Annotated in this window: 17 protein-coding genes; 5 read left to right on the plus strand and 12 right to left on the minus strand. The window is 62.4% G+C overall.

Features of this window, described 5'->3' with window-relative positions:
• Positions 1 to 255 precede the first annotated feature (255 nt).
• Positions 256 to 612, plus strand: a complete 357-nt coding sequence (locus tag ABAC460_RS28110; RefSeq protein ID WP_023451928.1) for a nuclear transport factor 2 family protein — start codon at positions 256 to 258, stop codon at positions 610 to 612.
• Here ABAC460_RS28110 and ABAC460_RS28115 read toward each other — a convergent pair.
• The 9 genes from ABAC460_RS28115 to ABAC460_RS28155 form a co-directional block, all read right to left on the minus strand.
• Positions 609 to 1505 (minus strand): LysR substrate-binding domain-containing protein, encoded by an 897-nt coding sequence (locus tag ABAC460_RS28115; protein WP_023451929.1) that lies wholly within the window; start codon positions 1503 to 1505, stop codon positions 609 to 611. The two genes, ABAC460_RS28110 and ABAC460_RS28115, sit on opposite strands and share 4 nt — an antisense overlap.
• A 356-nt stretch (positions 1506 to 1861) precedes the next feature.
• Entirely contained in the window at positions 1862 to 4573 is a 2712-nt protein-coding gene (locus ABAC460_RS28120) for a TonB-dependent receptor (RefSeq protein ID WP_023451930.1), read from the minus strand.
• Positions 4574 to 4787: 214 nt separating this feature from the next.
• On the minus strand, positions 4788 to 5360 hold the full coding sequence (locus ABAC460_RS48070) for a hypothetical protein (protein ID WP_023451931.1): 573 nt from the start codon (positions 5358 to 5360) through the stop codon (positions 4788 to 4790).
• Positions 5357 to 5875 (minus strand): RNA polymerase sigma factor, encoded by a 519-nt coding sequence (locus ABAC460_RS28130; protein WP_023451932.1) that lies wholly within the window; start codon positions 5873 to 5875, stop codon positions 5357 to 5359. The genes ABAC460_RS48070 and ABAC460_RS28130 overlap by 4 nt, the downstream gene beginning before the upstream one ends.
• A 37-nt stretch (positions 5876 to 5912) precedes the next feature.
• On the minus strand, positions 5913 to 6308 hold the full coding sequence (locus tag ABAC460_RS28135; RefSeq protein WP_023451933.1) for a VOC family protein: 396 nt from the start codon (positions 6306 to 6308) through the stop codon (positions 5913 to 5915).
• Between the two features lie 188 nt (positions 6309 to 6496).
• On the minus strand, positions 6497 to 9379 hold the full coding sequence (gene polA, locus ABAC460_RS28140; RefSeq protein WP_023451934.1) for a DNA polymerase I: 2883 nt from the start codon (positions 9377 to 9379) through the stop codon (positions 6497 to 6499).
• A gap of 161 nt (positions 9380 to 9540) precedes the next feature.
• Entirely contained in the window at positions 9541 to 9906 is a 366-nt protein-coding gene (locus tag ABAC460_RS28145; RefSeq protein WP_023451935.1) for an endonuclease domain-containing protein, read from the minus strand.
• 81 nt (positions 9907 to 9987) lie between these two features.
• Positions 9988 to 10452 carry a lactoylglutathione lyase gene (locus ABAC460_RS28150; protein WP_023451936.1) on the minus strand — a complete coding sequence of 155 codons (465 nt, stop codon included), beginning with the start codon at positions 10450 to 10452 and terminating at the stop codon, positions 9988 to 9990.
• A 3-nt stretch (positions 10453 to 10455) separates the two neighbouring features.
• Positions 10456 to 10671, minus strand: coding sequence for a zinc-finger domain-containing protein (locus ABAC460_RS28155; protein WP_023451937.1), 216 nt, complete (start codon positions 10669 to 10671; stop codon positions 10456 to 10458).
• 103 nt (positions 10672 to 10774) lie between these two features.
• Here ABAC460_RS28155 and ABAC460_RS28160 point away from each other — a divergent pair, with 103 nt between their 5' ends.
• Entirely contained in the window at positions 10775 to 12046 is a 1272-nt protein-coding gene (locus tag ABAC460_RS28160; protein ID WP_023451938.1) for an MFS transporter, read from the plus strand.
• A 168-nt stretch (positions 12047 to 12214) separates the two neighbouring features.
• Here ABAC460_RS28160 and ABAC460_RS28165 read toward each other — a convergent pair whose 3' ends face one another.
• The 3 genes from ABAC460_RS28165 to ABAC460_RS49525 are packed head-to-tail and all read right to left on the minus strand — an operon-like array spanning position 12215 to position 13877.
• Entirely contained in the window at positions 12215 to 12424 is a 210-nt protein-coding gene (locus tag ABAC460_RS28165) for a hypothetical protein (RefSeq protein ID WP_023451939.1), read from the minus strand.
• 26 nt (positions 12425 to 12450) lie between these two features.
• Entirely contained in the window at positions 12451 to 13731 is a 1281-nt protein-coding gene (aceA, locus tag ABAC460_RS28170) for an isocitrate lyase (RefSeq protein ID WP_023451940.1), read from the minus strand.
• Between the two features lie 5 nt (positions 13732 to 13736).
• A complete protein-coding gene (locus ABAC460_RS49525; protein WP_023451941.1) occupies positions 13737 to 13877 on the minus strand; it encodes a hypothetical protein in 141 nt (46 codons plus the stop codon).
• Between the two features lie 148 nt (positions 13878 to 14025).
• Between ABAC460_RS49525 and ABAC460_RS28175 the strand changes: the two genes are divergently transcribed.
• From ABAC460_RS28175 to ABAC460_RS28185, 3 genes are all read left to right on the plus strand, one after another.
• On the plus strand, positions 14026 to 15435 hold the full coding sequence (locus tag ABAC460_RS28175) for a helix-turn-helix domain-containing protein (RefSeq protein ID WP_023451942.1): 1410 nt from the start codon (positions 14026 to 14028) through the stop codon (positions 15433 to 15435).
• Positions 15436 to 15488: 53 nt separating this feature from the next.
• On the plus strand, positions 15489 to 16598 hold the full coding sequence (locus tag ABAC460_RS28180) for an ABC transporter ATP-binding protein (protein ID WP_023451943.1): 1110 nt from the start codon (positions 15489 to 15491) through the stop codon (positions 16596 to 16598).
• A gap of 85 nt (positions 16599 to 16683) precedes the next feature.
• Positions 16684 to 18207, plus strand: coding sequence for a tryptophan halogenase family protein (locus tag ABAC460_RS28185; RefSeq protein WP_023451944.1), 1524 nt, complete (start codon positions 16684 to 16686; stop codon positions 18205 to 18207).
• Positions 18208 to 18250 lie beyond the last annotated feature (43 nt).

Genomic DNA, 18250 nt, shown 5'->3' on the forward strand with positions numbered 1-18250 from the left:
CCTGCAAAGTGCCGTTTTCTGCGCTTCCGGTGCTCACGTACAAACGTACGCTCCGCTCCGGTTCTCGAAACCAGCCCTTTTCGGCTCAGCCCGACGGCTTTCCAAACAGTCTTTTAGGGTACATGCCGCGCCCGTGAACGGCATGAGGGCGTTGTGAGGTTTTGCTGAAAACGCAACGCCTCGGATGCGACCAGATCCTCATTGCATTTTGCCGGCACACATCGCCATGGTCTGCCAACCCTTAAGGAGGCCGGCATGTCCGAAGCGAACAAGACGATCCTGCAAAGCGCCAATGCCGCCGTTACCCAAGGCGACATCGAAGGCTTCCTGTCCTTCTGCTCTGACGACATCGAATGGACGGCGGTCGGCGACATGACGATCACGGGCAAGGCGGCGCTGCGGGCATGGATAGCCAAGGCCTATGCGATGCCACCGAAATTTACGGTCACGCGCCTGATTGCCGATGGCGATTATCTGGTGGCGGTCGGTGAGATCGAAGGCGAGTCCGACTATGGCCGGGTGACGCACAATGCCTACAGCGATGTCTGGCGCTTTCGCGACGGCAAGATGGTCGAGCTGAAGGCCTTCGTCATCGAAACCGGTCAGACCTAGACGATCCGCGGGGCGACGTCGCGGCACAGGTCGCGCATAGCGGCCAGGGCCGGGTTGGCATTGTCGCGGCGCCAGCACATGTACAGCTCGACCGGTTTTTCCGGCACGGTGGCAATGTCGCGATACTGTACCCCCGCCAGGTGCAGGCTGGTCGCCGTACGCGGTACGATCGCTACCCCTAGGCCCGCGCTGACCAGGCCCAACATGGAATGGATCTGCGTCACCTGCTGGATATAGTCCGGCCGCGCCTGGGCTTCGGCGAACAGCCCGACCAGCATGGAATGGAAATAGCCGGCCCCTTCGCGCGAATACATGATCAGCGGTGAGCCATCGAAATCGCGCATGGTAAGGTCGGCCTGGCTCAGCCGCGGGTCGCCCGCCGGCAGGGCCGCCACCAGGCCTTCGCTGACCACACGTTCGCTTTCGAAATCCTGACGTTCCATCGGCTGACGCACGAAGCCGATATCGATCAGGCCGGTCTGCAGCGCCTCGGCTTGCTGGTTCGACACCATTTCGCGCAGTTCCAGCTCGATATTGGGCAGGCGCGCCCGGGCCTGGGCCACCACCTGGGGCAGGAAGCTGTAGCCCGAAACGGCGGTAAAGCCGATGCCGATGCGGCCGGCGTCGCCCTGGGCCACCTTGCGCGCGGCCAGGGTGGCGCTTTCGGCCAGCCAGACGATGCGCCGCGCCTCCGGCAGGAAGACCCGCCCGGCCGGGGTCAGTTTGACACTGCGGCTGGTGCGTTCGAATAGCGGCACGCCGAGAATCCGTTCCAGCACCTGGATCTGACGGCTGAGTGGCGGCTGGGTCATGTTCAGCCGCGCCGCCGCCCGGCCGAAATGCAGCTCTTCGGCGGCGATGACGAAGCATCGAATCTGGCTGAGCTCGAACATGTTTCCCTGGACGCTTAGCGGCTTTTTTGTATCCGGCGTGAAGGCTAACAAGGCTGTCCTTTCGAAGCAAAACAAAAAGAAGCACGGCTGCGGGAGACAGCCGTGCTTTGGGAGGTCTGCCGGGTACGGGGGAGAGCCCGGCAGGTCGCAGGGAGGATTTTAAGAGGACCCCTCCGTCTCGACTTGCTACGCCTTCGGCTTCGCTCGCTCGCCACCTCCCCATCTTCGATAGGGAGGAGAAGTAAGTAGAAGTTCACCTGCCTTTTCTTCTCCTCCCCATGGCAATGGGGAGGTGGCGAGCAAGTGAGGCCCCCTATGGGCCGAAACGCGTCGAGGCGGAGGGGTCCTCTTCGTAACTAGAAACTATACCGTCCGCTCAGGAAGAACTGGCGGCCGGTGTGGGTGCGCACGTGCAGACGGTTGGACGCGTCGACATACTGATCGTTGAACTCATCGGTCAGGTTGATGCCTTCGATCGACAGCTTGAACTTCGGGGTCAGGTTATACGACGCGCTGACGTCGAAATTGGTCGTCGCGTTCGTCCCGGCGACCGAGTTGCCGTCGTTGGACGGCACCGCCGTCAGGTAGCCTTCGCGATAGGCCACCGAACCGCGCACCGAGAACTTTTCCGTCTCATAGTACAGCGTAAAATTGGCGGCGTTCTTCGACAGGCCGATCAGGGTCTCGTTGATGGTCGCAGCCCCTGGCGTGGTCGAGGTCAGGTATTCGATGTTCGAATCCACGAAGGTGTAGTTGAACAGCACGCCGAAATGGCTGGCCCAACCCGGCAGGAAGTCGAGGTCGCGCTGGATGTTCACCTCCACACCCTTCAGCTCGCCGCCCGGAGAATTGATCGGCTGGCTGACCGCGAAGATATCGCTGGTCGTCGCCGTCGTCCCGGTCAGCAGCGAGTCCGGCAGGCCCAGTTGGTTGAACGGGATGTCCTGGCGCAGGGTCTGAACGAAGGTGTTGATCTCCTTGTAGAAGACGCCCACCGCGTAGATCGAGCTGCGCGTCGGATACCATTCCAGCGACAGGTCGAGATTGTTCGACTTGGTCGGCTCGATGAACGGATTGCCCGACGAAAACGACCGGTTGGCGCCCTGGATGGCGACGTCGCCGCCCGGCGTCAGGGCCGAAATCGACGGCCGGGCGATGGTCTGGGCGGCGCTGACCCGCAGCAGGACGTCGTCGCTCAGGTCCATGGCCAGGTTGGCCGACGGCAGGGTCATGTCGTAGGTCCGTTCGGCCTCGACCCACTGGATGGACGACCCGACCGCGGCATAACCGCCGGAGTGCTGCTCGGTCTGGACGTGGCGCAGGCCGGCGTCGCCGCGCACGGATTTGCCGAACAGGGAGGTGCGGAATTCGGCCATTAGGTAAAGGCCGAGATCGGCTTCGTCGACGGTGATGAACTGGCCGCGCGCCGACGAATTGCCGGTGCCGGTCAGGGCATAGATGCCGCAGTTGCAGTAGATGTCGTAGAGGTCGGCGAACTTTTGCAGGTCGGGTCGCAGCCAGCCGGTGACCACACCGTCGGGCCCGTCCAGGCCGCGGCCGAAACCGGTATATTGCGTCGAAACATTGGCCAGGTCGGCGGGGCTTAGGGTGTTCACCACCGTCTCGCTGGTCCGGTAATAGCCTTCGGAGTCGAGTCCGAACTTGCGATAGTCGATGCCGGCCTTGATCTTCAGCCCGTCATTGACCGTGTATTCGGCGCCGGCCTGGAGCGAGTCAAAGCGGTTGGTCACCGCGCTGGGGCGGATGCGGACCTCCGATGTGCCGGTGTTCATCGACCAGGCAGCCGGATCCTTGACGTCGAAACCCCAGTCGATCAGCGGCATGCGCGAACGGAAGTCGTAGCGGAAGTCCTGGGTGTTGGCGCGGTCAAAGGTGACGATGGTCGAAACCGGGTTGCTGAACTTCGACACAGCCGTTCCCAGCAGCAAGGTGCCGCGCAGGCGGTCGCTGAAGTCGTGACGGACCGACAGGCTGATCTGGCTGAACTCGGTTTCCAGCTCGTCCCACGCCGATTGCGTGCGGACATCGACATTGTCGAGGTCGGCATAGACCAGGTTGCGACCGTCGACGACGCCGTCGCGGATGATGGTTTGCGGCTTGCCCGTTCCGGCACGGCTGAGGCCGATGGCCTGGATCTGGGCTTCGTCGCGGGTCGTCTTGACGTCGGAATAGAGGGCATCGATGGTGACCAGGGTATGTTCGGTCGGCCGCATCTGGAACGATCCGGTCAAGCCCAGGCGCTCGGATTCGATGTCGTAGCTGACATAGGACGGGATGCGCGGGTGATACAGCGCGGTCGCCGTGTTGGTGTCGTTGATCTGGGCGATCGTATAGTTCGGCAGGGTCGAGGCAGTGTTGAAACCGCCATTGGCGCCGCCATAGGTCCAGCGCGTGATGTTGGCGCCTTCTTCCTTGATGTGGCGCTTTTCGTAGGCCACCGAGGCCAGGGCGCCCAGCTTGCCGTCGGCCCAGCGTTGTGAAGCCAGCATGGTGAAGCGCGGGGTGACGTCGCGGGCCAGGTCGTTGTAGCTGGCCTGGGCCGACACCACCAATTGGCCGCTCTTGAAATCGAACGGCCGGGCGGTCTGCAGGTCGACCGTGGCGCCAAGCGAGCCTTCCTCGACATCGGCCGAGGCGGATTTGCGGACGCTTAAGGAATTGAACAGTTCCGAGGCGAACATGTTGAAATCGAAGCCGCGGGTGCGGTTGGTGCCGCCGGAATTGACCGTGCCGCCCGTGGTGGCGATGGCTTCCATGCCGTTGATGCGGACGCGGGTATATTCCGAGCCCAGGCCGCGGACGCTGATCTGGCGGCCTTCGCCGTTGGCGCGTGTGATGGCGACGCCCGGAACGCGTTGCAGGGATTCGGCCAGGTTCAGGTCGGGGAAGTCGGCGATGTCCTCGGCCTTGATGACGTCGACAATGCCGCTTTCGTTGCGCTTGGCGGAGATGGCGCTCTGGATGCTGCCGCGAAAGCCCTGGACGACGACGACATTGTCTTCAGCCGGCGCATCCTGGGCGGAGGCTTGGCTGGCGATAGTGAGCAAAGCGATCAGCGACGCTCCGCACGCGAGGCTCCTGCGAGCCGAAACCCTTTTTCTTGACATCTGCTTTCCTTGCCTGTTCGGGCAGGGTCTTCGATGCCGTTTGCGCATCCCTGCCGCCTTGTTATGGCGGAATAGTACGCAGCTTTTTAAGACGCCCGCGAATTCCAATCGGGCATGAATCGATGCGCAAAGTGGAATGAAAGGGTGAGCGGACTCACCCCCCCAGCCGGTCGATTTCCTTCTGCAGGCCGCGGGCGCCCAGCAGGTTGACCGCGATCACCCCGCCGAAGAAAACTACGGCGATGGCCAGATAAATCCATACCGTCGTCCCCTTGTCGCCGGCGGAATTCTGGATTGTCGGAATCATGAACATGACAAACCCCGGCACGAACGGCATCACGTACCACAGCCAGGCGCTGCTCAGCAGGTTGCGTTGCCGCACCAGGGCACGACGATGGAAGTCGAGACAATCCTCGGCGCCGTCGCTGACCGGTGCCGCCCGGCCACGCACGACAAGGATCAGGCTGACCAGCAGGGTGGCGGCGACGATCAGCACCGAGCCCAGCTTCATCAGCGGAGGGTCCAGGAAAATAGCGTAGCCGGTAAACACCACGACCACCAAAGCGCTGGCGACGTGTTCGAGACGGTTGCGCCAGTTGATATGGGTATGGAACTGGCGGGCGCGGGCATGCACTTGGTCGAGGGACATGGCGGTCATCTCCTTGGGTTGCGATTGCCAGAGGTTCTGGAAGTCGGGGTTGGTCATATCGTCGGGGGCTTCGCTCATGACGGCCCTCCTGCGTGAAAACGGCGGCTGAGCAGCGCCTTGATACGGTGGATACGGGTGGCGACGTGGCCGGATTTGAGCCCGGTGATCTCGGCCATGGCGGCGGCGTCCAGGCCTTCGAGATAGAGCAGCATGATTTGGCGATCAGACGGTTCAAGGCTCTGGATCAGGGCCATCAGTTTCTGCAGCGCCCGGGCCTGGCTGGTGTCGGCTTCGATATCGCTGCCGTCGTTGATTTCGGCGGCGGCGTCGAGCGTCACCCAGGCGCCGCGGCGGCGTTCCTTCAGCACATGCGACGTGGCGGTGTTGTGGGCGACGCGATAGACCCAGGTGCGGGTGGAACAACGGCCGTCGAACAGGGCCAGGCTCTTCCACACGGCGACGTGGATGTCCTGGATCAGGTCGCGGCAGCGTTCGGGATGGGCTTCGTAACCGCGGGCGAGGCGTTCCAGGGCCGGGCCGTATTCGGCGGCGGCCTCCTGGTAGCGTCGATCCTGTTCAGCGGTTGCGGTCATGAACAGATAGTCGCCGCGGTTCGGGGTTTCTTACAGCCTAGCCGCGAAAATTCAGTTCGAGCAGGACATTGTTGGGGTCGGTGACGAACAACTGTCGTAGCTTGATCGAGGGAATTTCAGCGAAACCGTAGTCGAGATTGCGCGCTTTCAGGCGGCGGACCATTTCGTCGAAGCCATCGCATTCGAAGGCGACATGGTGGATGGCGCCGGTGTGACCGCCCGGAACGACGTCGCGCGCGATGGTGTTATCGGTGCCCCACAGATTGAGATGGATCACCGCCATGTCGCGGCTGTCGTAGAGCCACTGGCGCAGGGACGGATCGCGTTCTGGGGCGATGCGGGCCTCCAGGCCGAGCAGCTCTTCGTAGAAGGCGATGGTCCCGGCCATGTCTCGGGTCTGGATGTTGATATGGTTCAGGTTCTTGACGATCATGGCAATGGCTCAACGGTCATCCCCTCTCCCCGTTCTTCACGGGGAGAGGGTAAGGGTGAGGGGCATACTCACGTTCCAGTGCACAATCGGCTTCGGATGGCCCCTCACCCGATCGCCCACGCTTCGCTCGGCTCTCGTCCTCTCCCCGCAGGCGGGGAGAGGGAAGAAGAACATGCGCTCTTACTTACTCAGTGCGCCTCGTCCCAGTTGTTGGCGGCCTTGGCTTCGACCACCAAAGGCACGCTGATCTGCACTGCCGGCAAGGCCGCGTTCTGCATGATCTCCTGGATCACCGGAATCACCGCCGCGACCTCAGCTTCCGGCGCCTCGAAGATCAGTTCGTCGTGGACCTGAAGCAGCATCCTGGTCGTAAACCCGGCAGCGTCCAGCCTGGGCTGCATGCGCATCATGGCGCGGCGGATGATGTCGGCCGCCGTGCCCTGGATCGGGGCATTGATCGCGGCCCGCTCGGCGAAGGCCTTGATGGCCCCGCCCTTGCCGTTGATTTCCGGAATATGAATCTTGCGGCCCATCAGGGTCTGCACGAAACCGTTGTCGCGCAGGAACTGCTTGGTTTCGTCCATATAGTCCTTGATGCCGGGGAAGCGCTCGAAATAGGTCTTGATGTAGCGCGAGGCCTCGCCCTGATCGATGCCAAGCTGGTTGGCTAGGCCGAAGCCCGATATGCCGTAGATGATACCGAAATTGATCGCCTTGGCGCGGCGGCGGATTTCGGACGTCATGTCGGCCATCGGCACGGAGAACATTTCCGACGCCGTCATGGCGTGGATGTCCAGCCCGTTCGAAAACGCGTTCTTCAACTGCTCGATGTCGCCGATATGGGCCAGCAGCCGAAGCTCGATCTGCGAATAGTCGGCCGAGATCAGCTTATAGCCCGGCTTGGCGATGAAGGCGGTGCGGATCTTGCGGCCTTCACCGGTACGGATCGGGATGTTCTGCAGATTAGGCTCGTTCGACGCCAGACGCCCGGTCGTAGTCGAGGCCAGGTGGAAAGAGGTATGGATGCGCTGGGTTTCCGGATCGGCATATTCGACCAGGGCGTCGGTATAGGTGCCCTTCAACTTCGACATCTGGCGGTAGTCGAGCAGCAGTCTGGCCAGGGTCTGGCCGGCGCCCATGCCGTTCTTGCCCTCGGCAATGTCTTCCAGCACCTTGACGTCGGTCGCCCATTGGCCAGAGGCGGTGCGCTTGCCGCCCGGCAGTTTCATCTCGTCGAAGAAGACGACACCCAGTTGCTGCGGCGAGTTGAGATTGAACGGCCGGCCGAGATGGGCATGGGCCTCCTGCTCGATGGCGTTCATCCGCGTGCCGAAGTCCTGGCTGAGATTGCGCAGGACCTGCGGGTCGACGCGGATGCCGTTCAACTCCATGTCGGACAGCGCCTTGGGCATGCCGCGTTCCAGGGTCTCATAGACCGTGTTCAGCCGATCGCGGACCAGGCGTGGCTTGAGGACATGCCACAGCCGCAGGGTGACATCGGCGTCTTCGGCAGCGTATTGTGTCGCTTCCTTCAAAGCGACGAACTTGAAAGATTTCAGGTTTTTGCCGCTGCCGGCGACCTGTTTGAACGGGATCGGCGTATGGCCGAGGTGCAGTTCCGACAGCTCGTCCATGCCGTGCCCGTGCAGCCCGCCTTCGACGACATAGGACATCAGCATAGTGTCGTCATACGGCGCGACCTCAATGCCGTAACGCTTGAGGACGCTGAGGTCGTACTTGATGTTCTGGCCGACCTTCAGGATGTTGCGGTTTTCCAGCACCGGTTTCAGGATGGCAATCGCCTGATCCAGCGGGATCTGTTTCAGGTCGTCTCCACCGCCGAAGTCCAGCCCGTCGCTGGCCAGGTGACCCAGCGGAATGTAACAGGCGCAGTTGGTATCGGTGCTCAGCGAGATGCCGCACAGCTTGGCGTGGGTGGCCGACAGGTCGTCGGTTTCGGTGTCGACGGCGATCACCTGAGCCTGTTCGCAGCGGCGCACCCAGGTCTGAAGCTGCTCGATCGTCTGGACGCATTCATAGGCATCCAGGTCGAAGGGCTGCTTTTCGCCCAGTTCGGTCTTGGCGCCATACAGCGGCCGCGAAATCGGCGCGGTCGGCAGTTGCGACAGCGCCGTCGAGGACTCCAGCGCGCTCAGCGAGCCGCCGATGCGGCGGGCCAGACTGTTGAACTCCATCACACCGAGAAACGCCGCCAGGACCTCGGGCTGCGGCTGTTTCAGCACGAAGGTGTCGATCTCGACGGTAACCGGTGAGTCGCAGCGCAGGCGGACCAGGTCGCGCGACATCAGGATCTGGTCCTTGAAGTCGATCAGGGTCTGGCGGCGCTTTTCCTGTTTGATCTCGCCGGCGCGTTCCAGGACGGCATCCAGGCTGCCATATTCGAGCAGAAGCTGGGCGGCGGTTTTCACACCGATGCCGGGGGCGCCGGGGACGTTGTCGACGGAATCGCCGATCAGGGATTGGGCATCGATGACCAGTTCAGGCGGCACGCCGAACTTTTCGATGACCTGTTCGCGGCCGACCGGGGTGCCCTTGACCGGGTCCAGCATCGAGACCTTGTCGTTCACCAGCTGCATCAGATCCTTGTCGGACGAGACGACGGTGACCTCGAAGCCTTGCGCCACCGCCATATGGGCGTAGGTGCAGATCAGGTCGTCGGCTTCGAAGCCGTCCAGCTCGACGGCGGGCAGGCCGAAGGCACGGGTGGCGTCGCGGATCAGCGGGAACTGCGGGATCAGGTCTTCGGGCGGAGGCGGCCGGTTGGCCTTGTAGCCGTCATAGAGGTCGTTGCGGAAGGTCTTGGGCCCGGCGTCGAAGATAACGGCCAGGTGCGACGGCGCATCGTCGCCGCGGTTCTCCTTGATCAGCTTGACCAGCATGTTGCAGAAGCCGGAGACGGCGCCGACCGGCAGGCCGTCGGACTTGCGCGTCAGGGGCGGCAGGCCGTGATAGGCCCGAAAAATATAGCCCGACCCGTCGATCAGGACCAGGCGTTTGCCCTTGCCGGAAGCGTCTGCCGTGGTTTCGGGAGCGTTGGAAGTGTCGTCCATGTCGGGGATTCGCCTGGTCGGAGTGTTGGCCTCTTCTTACGGCCATATGTCGGTTCTGCCAAACAAAAGCGACAGGGGATGGCAGTTGTAGGACGGGGTCATTTTCTTCTCCCGCCCCGTTCTTCACGGGGAGGGGGGACCGCGAAGCGGTGGGAGGGGCTTTAGGTGGGTTTGGCCATTCGCTGACGCGCCAAGAGAATTGCGGCTGCAGCAGCGTCATCAGGATCGGCCATAAGGTCGGCTGCAACGATCCGGTGAACCTGGATATCGCGCTCTATCAGCCAAGCATCACGAATTTGATCCCTACGCATCTTGTCGTGATATTCATGCACCTCACCGTCGACTTCGACGCAAAGCCGGGCTTTTGCGCAGTAAAAATCGAGGATGTAGGGGCCAATCGGATGCTGACGACGAAACACAGGCGCGTCCGGGCTCCTGGCTTTTAACCGCGCCCATAGCCAAAGTTCCGATTTCGTGAGGTTCCTGCGAAATCGCCTCGCTGTCTCGATCTTGGCGTCATTCCGCATTTGCCCCTCCCACCGCTTCGCGGTCCCCCCTCCCCGTGAAGAACGGGGCGGGAGAAGGAAGATAAGCTCGTTTTGGCTTTTCTACCAACTGCCCGTATTCGGCATGCTGTGCCACGGCTCGGCCGGCGGCAGGGCATCGCCTTTTTGCAGCAGTTCGACCGAGATGCCGTCCGGTGAACGCACAAACGCCATGACCCCATCGCGCGGCGGACGGTTGATCAGCACACCCATCCCCTGCAAATGGGCGCAGACGGCATAGACATCGTCGACCTCATAGGCCAGGTGACCGAAATTGCGTCCGCCGGTATAGGTCTCGACCTCGCCGTTCTCGTCCGGCCAGTTATAGGTCAGCTCGACCTCGGCCTGGCCGCGCAGACCATCGGCTGGACCCATATGCGAATCTTCATCGGCCGACAGGAAAATCAGGCTGAACCGGCCCTTTTCGTGATCCATGCGGCGGACCTGACGCAGCCCCAAGCCGTCGCAAAAGAAATACAGCGCGGCGTCCAGGTCCTTCACCCGCACCATGGTGTGCAGGAAGCGCACGGCTTAGTGCTCGCCTTCGGGACGCGGCGACGGATCGTGATACTCGTGGGCGTGGTCCTGATGGACGAACTTGCGGTCGCAATAGCCGCACTCGGCTGTGCCTTCCGCACCCAGCTCAATATAGACCAGCGGATGGCCCAGCGCACCGCCGCCGCCGTTGCAGGCGACCTTGTGCGTGTCGACATAGATGACTTCGGGGGGCGGGACAGTGTCGTTCATGACGCCGGAAACCTTATCGGGAAAACCAAGCCAGCCTTAAAACAAACCGCCTTGCTTCGTCAATTGAACTGTGAAAGCCTCGCCGTCAGAAACAGGGAACCCCATGGCCAAACACAGCAAACTCGGCTCCATCCTGGGCGGATCGGTCGGCAATCTGGTTGAATGGTACGATTGGTACGCCTATGCGGCCTTCACCCTCTATTTCTCCAATGCCTTCTTCCCCAAGGACGACCCACTCACGCAACAGCTCAATGCCGCTGCGATCTTCGCGCTCGGCTTCCTGATGCGGCCCATCGGCGGCTGGGTCCTGGGCTGGTACGCCGACCGCTACGGGCGCAAGACGGCCCTCACCGCCTCCATCCTGCTGATGTGCGCCGGATCGCTGATCATCGCGCTGATTCCGACCTATGAGACCATCGGGCTGCTGGCCCCCATCCTGCTGTTGTTCGCCCGCATGCTCCAAGGCCTGAGCGTCGGCGGCGAATACGGCGCCTCGGCGACCTATCTATCGGAAATGGCCGGCAACCACGACCGCGGCTTCTGGTCCAGCTTTCAGTACGTCACCCTGATCATGGGGCAACTGACAGCCCTGGGCGTGCTGATCCTGCTGCAGAATGTCCTGACGGCGAAGGAATTGGCGGACTGGGGTTGGCGCATTCCGTTCGTTATCGGCGCGCTGCTGGCCGTGGTGGCGCTGTTCATCCGCCGCCATATCGCCGAAACGGAGTCGTTCGAAACCTCGGCCAAGTTCGCCGCCAACCGCACCATGACCCTGTTGAAGAACCACCCGTGGCAGGCGCTGCAGGTGGTCGGCCTGACCCTGGGCGGGACGGCTGCGTTTTATACCTACACCACCTATATGCAGAAGTTCATGGTCGGTTCGGCCGGCTGGACCAAGGAATCGGCCACGCTTCTGTCGGCGGCGACCCTGTTTATCTACATGCTGTTGCAGCCGGTGTTCGGCGCGCTATCTGACCGGATCGGGCGCCGCCCCCTGCTGATCGGGTTCGGCGTGCTGGGCCTGCTGGGAACGGTGCCGATCATGACGGCCCTGACCCAGACTAACAGCTTCTGGCCGGCCTTTGTTTTGGTGATGATGGCGTTGGTCATCGTCAGCGGCTACACATCGATCAATGCCGTGGTGAAGGCCGAGCTGTTCCCGCCCCATGTCCGGGCGTTGGGTGTCGCCCTTCCCTATGCGATCACGGTGTCGCTGTTCGGCGGTTCGGTGGAACTGGTGGCGCAGTGGCTGAAGAAGATCGGCTATGAGTCGCTGTTCTTCTGGTACATCACCGGCTGTATCGCGGTGTCGCTGCTGGTCTATCTGTTCACGGCCGATACGAAGAAAACGTCCAGCTTCCATGAAGAAAAGTAAGGATTTTTGACCACGAACCACACGAACCGACACGAACTCTGTGGGTTTGCCTGCTCCCTGAAGTTCGTGTCGGTTCGTGTGGTTCGTGGTCAAAAACAAAACCCTCTCCGCGGGGGGTGATCGCGGAGAGGGTTCATAAACCTTCCCTTTTTCTCTTATTGTGAAGGCCTATTCGTAGCCGTGCGCCGCCTCGTTGATGACCAGGGTCGGCATGGCAGAAAAGTCGACCGCCACCGGTTGCGGCAGACGCATCTGGAAGGTCTTGATGACGTGTTCCAGACGGCGGCGGGTTTCCTCGGCCGCCGCGTTCATCGGATTGAGGTCCAACGGGGCCAGGCAGTAGTCGATAATGGCCTGAGGCCGGATCATGGGTTCCATAGTCTTACTCCTTTTCAGCGCCCCAGTTACTCGGCGGCGAATTGCGCCGTCTCAGTCGATTCCTTCATGGCCGTCGTCGATGACCGGCCGGAGGTGATGGTTTCGGCCACGCGGTCGAAGTAGCCCGTGCCGACCTCGCGCTGGTGACGCGTCGCCGTATAGCCACGCGACTCGTTGGCGAATTCGCGCTGTTGCAGCTCCGAATACGCCGCCATGCCGTGGTCGCGATAGCCGTCGGCCAGCTCGAACATGGAATTGTTCAAGGCGTGGAACCCGGCCAGGGTCACGAACTGGTACTTGTAGCCCATGGCGCCCAGCTCACGCTGGAACCGCGCAATGGTGACGTCGTCCAGCTTGGCCTTCCAGTTGAAGGACGGCGAGCAGTTATAGGCCAGCAGCTTGCCCGGATGCTCCTTGTGGACGGCCTCGGCAAAGCGGCGGGCGTCGTCGAGATCCGGATGCGAAGTCTCCCACCACAACAGATCGGCGTACTTGGCATAGGACAGGCCGCGGGCGATGCAGTGGTCCAGGCCCGAACCTGGCTTCAGGCGATAAAAGCCTTCGACCGTGCGGTCGTCGCGCTCGATAAACGGATGGTCGCGCTCGTCGACATCCGAAGTGATCAGCTGCGCCGACTCGGCGTCGGTGCGGGCGACCGTCAGGGTCGGAACGCCCATGACATCGGCCGCCAGGCGCGCCGCGATCAGGTTACGTTCATGCGCCTGGGTCGGTATCAGCACCTTGCCGCCCAGGTGACCGCACTTCTTCTCGCTGGCCAGCTGGTCCTCGAAGTGGACGCCGGCGGCGCCCGCCTCGATAAACGCCTTCATGATCTCGAAACTGTTCAGTGGGCCGCCGAAGCCGGCCTCGGCATCGGCGACGATCGGAGCGAACCAGTCGCGCTTGGCGCCGCCTTCGGAATGCTCGATCTGGTCGGCGCGCTGAAGCGTGCGGTTGATGCGCCGGCACAGTTCCGGCGCCGCATTGGCCGGATACAACGACTGGTCCGGATACATGCTGGAGGCCGTGTTGCTGTCGGCGGCGACCTGCCAGCCCGAAAGATAAATGGCCTTCAGCCCGGCGCGGACCATCTGCATGGCCTGGTTGCCGGTCATGGCGCCCAGGCTGTTGATGAAGGGCTCGGTGTGCAGCAGGTCCCACAGGCGGTTGGCGCCGCGTTCAGCCAGGGTGTTGGCGATCGGGAAGGAGCCGCGCAGGCGCAGGACTTCTTCGGGGGTATAGGGCCGCTCGATGCCGTCGAAACGGCCCGGCGGGGCATTGGGAACCAGATCCTTAAACGTGGTCATCTTCTTCAGTCCTTGGTCTTGGGGGAGGCGGCGGTTTGGGCACTCAGGCGCGCGGCCATCAGGGTGCCCGAGGCGAACAATCCGAGGGAGGCGGCGTAGACCGCGGCCATATCGAAGGGGTTGGGAATGGGGAATTGCGGTGTCATAATCTGTCTCCTTTCGGGGCGGGTTTTCCGCCGCGTCATGACAGCATAGAAACCCACATTTAAAAGGAAGAGAAGATCACGAAGCCTGCCATTTGCGTCATTTGGAAATTTATGACAGACTATACTTTGTAAATTTGTGACCTACAAAATGGCCAACATCGAACGTAAACTCTTCCTGGGCGGCCGGCTGAAGCGGCTGCGCTATGACCTGAACCTCAGCCAGACGCAGATGGCCGAGGACCTGGGCGTGTCACCGTCCTATCTCAACCACCTGGAACGCAACCAACGCCCGGTGACCGCGCAAGTACTGCTGAAGCTGGCCACGGCCTACGATCTGGACCTGCGCACCTTTACCGACGACTCGGAACCCTCCGGCGAGGCCGACCTGGTCGAGATCTTCGCCGATCCGTTATTCAAGGACCTGCGCCTGCCGCGGCGGGAAATCTCCGAACTGGTGGCCTCTTCCCCCATGGCCGCCGAAGCGGTGACGCGGCTCTATCGCGCCTATACCGAACGCAAGAAGCGCGATGTCGTTGCCATCGCAGAGGAAGATTCCGTCGACCAGTCGCCATCCGACTGGGTGCGCGACCAGATCCAGAGCCATCACAACTTCTTTCCGGAACTGGACGACCTGGGCGAGCGCCTGTTCGATATCCTGGGCAGCGATCCGCACACCCTGGAAGAATCGGCAGCGCGGCGTTTATCGGCTTTGCATGGCACCGAAATCCGGCTGATGCCGGCCCAGGTGATGATGATGTATCAGCGCCGCTTCGATCCACACCGTCGCCGGCTGATGATTTCGGAGACCCTGGGCGCCTCGTCGCGTCGGTTTGCCGTGGTCTATCAATTGGCCCTGGCGGATTACAATGCCGACCTGAAGGCCATGGTCGAAAAGGCGCGGGCGCCGGACCTGGCGACATCGCGGCTGTATAAAATTGCCCTGATCAACTACCTGACGGCGGCGACCCTGATGCCCTACGGCCGGTTCCTCGAAACGGCCGAAAGCAATGCCTACGACATCGAACTGCTGCGGGCGCCGTTCGAGACCTCGTTCGAACAGGCGGCCCAGCGGCTCACGACATTATCGCGGCCTGGGCATCGCGGCGTGCCGTTCTTCCTGATGCGCATCGACTCTGCCGGCAATGTCTCGAAGCGCTTCGCGGCCGGACACTTCCCGTTTTCGCGATATGGTGGCGCCTGTCCGCGGTGGAACCTGCACCAGGCCTTCCAGACTCCGGGAAGGATCATCACCCAGGTCATCCAGACCCCGGACGGGGTGCGATATTTCACCTTATCACGCACACTCGACAAGGGGCTGCGCGGCTATGGCGACGGCGCCTGGTCGGAACAGGCCGTCGGTCTGGGGTGCGAGCTGAAACACGCCGACAAGCTGATCTATGCCCGCGGCATCGATCTGAACAACCCCAACGCGGTCGAGACCGGCCCGATGTGCCGGCTGTGCGAGCGGCCCAACTGCCGCGAACGCGCCGCTCCGCCAGCGGTCAAGACCCTGGCCGTCGACGAATGGATCAAGGGCATCACGGCGTTTCCCTTCTGACGGGCTTGAGATAAGCCCTTGGCGCCGTTATGGTCCGCGCCAAAGGATAAGCCATGGCCAATGTCGAGTTGCGCGGACTAGAGAAGAGCTTCGGGGCGAACACCGTCCTGAAGGGCGTCGATCTCGCCATCCGCGACGGCGAATTCGTGGTCATTGTCGGCCCGTCGGGCTGTGGTAAATCGACCCTGCTGCGGCTCATCGCCGGCCTGGAACCACCAACCCAGGGCGATATCCTGATCGAGGGCAAGTCGGCGCTGGATGACGCCCCGGCCCAGCGCGGTGTCGCCATGGTGTTTCAGTCCTACGCCCTGTACCCGCACCTCAACGTCTTCGACAATATGGCGTTCGGCCTGCGCATGGCCAAGATGGCCGAGCGCGACATCAAGGCGGCCGTCGAAAAGGCGGCGGCCATGCTGGGGATCGAGGACCTGCTGGACCGGCGCCCACGCGAGCTGTCGGGCGGTCAGAGGCAGCGCGTCGCCATCGGCCGCGCCATTGTCCGCCAGCCGCGGCTGTTCCTGCTGGATGAGCCCTTGTCGAACCTGGACGCCGGCTTGCGCGTCCATATGCGGCATGAATTCGCCCGCCTGCACCGCGAGTTGGCGACGACCATGATCTATGTCACCCACGACCAGGTCGAAGCCATGACTCTGGCCGACCGCATCGTGGTGCTCAATGACGGCGGCGTCGAGCAAATCGGCACGCCGCAGGACATCTACGACGCGCCGCGCAACCTGTTCGTGGCGGGCTTTCTGGGGTCGCCGCGGATGAACCTGATCGCTGGTGAGATCTCGGCGGTGAAGAGCCATGGCGTCCGGATCAAGCTGGTTACTGGCGATGAGGTCACGGCCGCTGTGGCGTCGGGCAAGGCGGTACCGGGCGACAAGGTGACCTTAGGCGTGCGGCCGGAAAGCCTGTCGGCCGAGGGCGTCGGCAATGTTCTAACCGCCACGGTCGATGTGGTGGAAACCCTGGGCAGCACGCGGGCGGTCTATGCCATGATGCCGCGCGCCGATCAGCCGGTGTGTGCCATTTTGCCGGCGGGCTTTTCCGTGCGCCACGGCGATGTGGTGCGACTGCATTTCGACCCGGCGCAGGCCTATCTGTTCGATGCGAGCGGAGAGGCGTTTGGACGACAAAGCACGGCAACCGAGGCGGCGTAACCTCACCCGACACCATGTAAGCGTTTGCAGCGCTCCGCCGTCCGCGCTATGACTACGCCATAACAACGACATCCGGGGATACGCCATGCACGCCAATCCGATGATCAAATCCATCACCATTGTCGGCGGCGGCACGGCGGGATGGATGACGGCGGCGCTGCTGTCCAAGCTGCTGCTGGGGCGGTTCGACATCACGCTGGTCGAGTCCGAAGAGATCGGCACCATCGGCGTCGGCGAAGCCACCATCCCCGCCATCAAGGTGTTCAACCAGTTCCTCGACCTCAACGAAACGGAGTTCATCCAGGCGACCCAGGGCACCTTCAAGCTGGGGATCGAGTTCGTCAACTGGCGCGATAAGGGGCACTCCTACATCCACGGTTTCGGCAAGATCGGCTCGGACCTGATGTGGCTGCACACCCACCAGTTCTGGCTGAAGATGCACGAAAAGGGCGAGGTCAAGGACTTCGACCATTATGCGCTCAATACCCTGGCCTGCCGGATGAACCGCTTCCGGCCGCGCCAGCCGAACGAGCCGCCGCCCATGGCCGACTTCGACTATGCCTACCATTTCGACGCCTCGCTCTATGCCCGGTTTCTGCGCAAACAGGCCGAAGGCCGCGGCGTCAAACGCATCGAGGGCCGTATCACCAGGGTCGAGCTGCGGCCCAACGACGGCTATATCGACCATGTCGTCCTGCAAAGCGGCCAAACGGTCGGCGGCGACCTGTTCATCGACTGCTCGGGCATGCGCGGCCTGCTGATCGGAGATGCCCTGGGTGTCGGCTACGAGGACTGGAGCCACTGGCTGCTCAATGACCGTGCCTGGGCCGTGCCGTGCGAGAATGCGCCCGTCCTGACGCCCTATACGCGCTCGACGGCGCACGGCTCAGGCTGGCAGTGGCGCATTCCGCTGCAGCACCGCACCGGCAACGGCCATGTCTTTTCGAGCTCGCAAATGGGCGATGACGAGGCAGCGGCCATCCTGCTGAAAAACCTCGACGGCAAGGCGTTGGCCGATCCACGGATGGTCAAGTTCCGTCCCGGCAAGCGCCATCGCGCCTTCGAGAAGAACTGCGTCGCCATTGGCCTGGCCGGCGGCTTCCTCGAGCCGCTGGAATCGACCAGCATCCACCTGATCCAGACGGGAATATTGCGGCTGCTGGCCCTGTTCCCGGGGCAGTCCTTCGATCCGCGCGACATCGCGGAATACAACGCCCAGACCGATTTCGAGTACCGCGACGTGCGCGACTTCATCATCGCCCACTACAAGGTCACCGACCGCGAGGACACGCCCTACTGGGCCTATCTCAAGCACATGGAGATACCGGAGTCGCTGGCCGACCGGCTGGATCTGTGCCGGTCATCGGCGCGGTTCTTCAAGCATTCGGCGGCCGAGCTGTTCCACGAGGAAAGCTGGGTCCAGGTTCTGCTGGGCCAGGGATTAAGGCCGCGCTACGACCCGATGGTCGACATGATACCGGAAGACGATATCCGCGCCCATCTGAAGGATATCGAAGAAGTCATCGCGGAATATGCCGCGAAACTGCCAACCCATGGCGAGTATATCGAGCGCTACTGCAAGGCCCCGCCGCTGATGGAGATGGCGTAACAGCCGTGCTTCGTAATTCAATCGGAACGCCTTTCTTCTCCTC

This window comes from Asticcacaulis sp. AC460 (genome assembly GCF_000495795.1).
GTDB lineage: Bacteria > Pseudomonadota > Alphaproteobacteria > Caulobacterales > Caulobacteraceae > Asticcacaulis.

Bases quoted from the DNA above. Each gene is read 5' to 3' on its own strand.
- ABAC460_RS49525 (WP_023451941.1), bottom strand. From the start codon at position 13,877: ATGACACCGCAATTCCCCATTCCCAACCCCTTCGATATGGCCGCGGTC.
- ABAC460_RS28160 (WP_023451938.1), top strand. From the start codon at position 10,775: ATGGCCAAACACAGCAAACTCGGCTCCATCCTGGGCGGATCGGTCGGC.
- ABAC460_RS28185 (WP_023451944.1), top strand. From the start codon at position 16,684: ATGCACGCCAATCCGATGATCAAATCCATCACCATTGTCGGCGGCGGC.
- ABAC460_RS28115 (WP_023451929.1), bottom strand. From the start codon at position 1,505: ATGTTCGAGCTCAGCCAGATTCGATGCTTCGTCATCGCCGCCGAAGAG.
- aceA (WP_023451940.1), bottom strand. From the start codon at position 13,731: ATGACCACGTTTAAGGATCTGGTTCCCAATGCCCCGCCGGGCCGTTTC.
- polA (WP_023451934.1), bottom strand. From the start codon at position 9,379: ATGGACGACACTTCCAACGCTCCCGAAACCACGGCAGACGCTTCCGGC.
- ABAC460_RS28165 (WP_023451939.1), bottom strand. From the start codon at position 12,424: ATGGAACCCATGATCCGGCCTCAGGCCATTATCGACTACTGCCTGGCC.
- ABAC460_RS28145 (WP_023451935.1), bottom strand. From the start codon at position 9,906: ATGCGGAATGACGCCAAGATCGAGACAGCGAGGCGATTTCGCAGGAAC.
- ABAC460_RS28175 (WP_023451942.1), top strand. From the start codon at position 14,026: ATGGCCAACATCGAACGTAAACTCTTCCTGGGCGGCCGGCTGAAGCGG.
- ABAC460_RS48070 (WP_023451931.1), bottom strand. From the start codon at position 5,360: ATGAGCGAAGCCCCCGACGATATGACCAACCCCGACTTCCAGAACCTC.
- ABAC460_RS28180 (WP_023451943.1), top strand. From the start codon at position 15,489: ATGGCCAATGTCGAGTTGCGCGGACTAGAGAAGAGCTTCGGGGCGAAC.
- ABAC460_RS28130 (WP_023451932.1), bottom strand. From the start codon at position 5,875: ATGACCGCAACCGCTGAACAGGATCGACGCTACCAGGAGGCCGCCGCC.
- ABAC460_RS28110 (WP_023451928.1), top strand. From the start codon at position 256: ATGTCCGAAGCGAACAAGACGATCCTGCAAAGCGCCAATGCCGCCGTT.
- ABAC460_RS28135 (WP_023451933.1), bottom strand. From the start codon at position 6,308: ATGATCGTCAAGAACCTGAACCATATCAACATCCAGACCCGAGACATG.
- ABAC460_RS28155 (WP_023451937.1), bottom strand. From the start codon at position 10,671: ATGAACGACACTGTCCCGCCCCCCGAAGTCATCTATGTCGACACGCAC.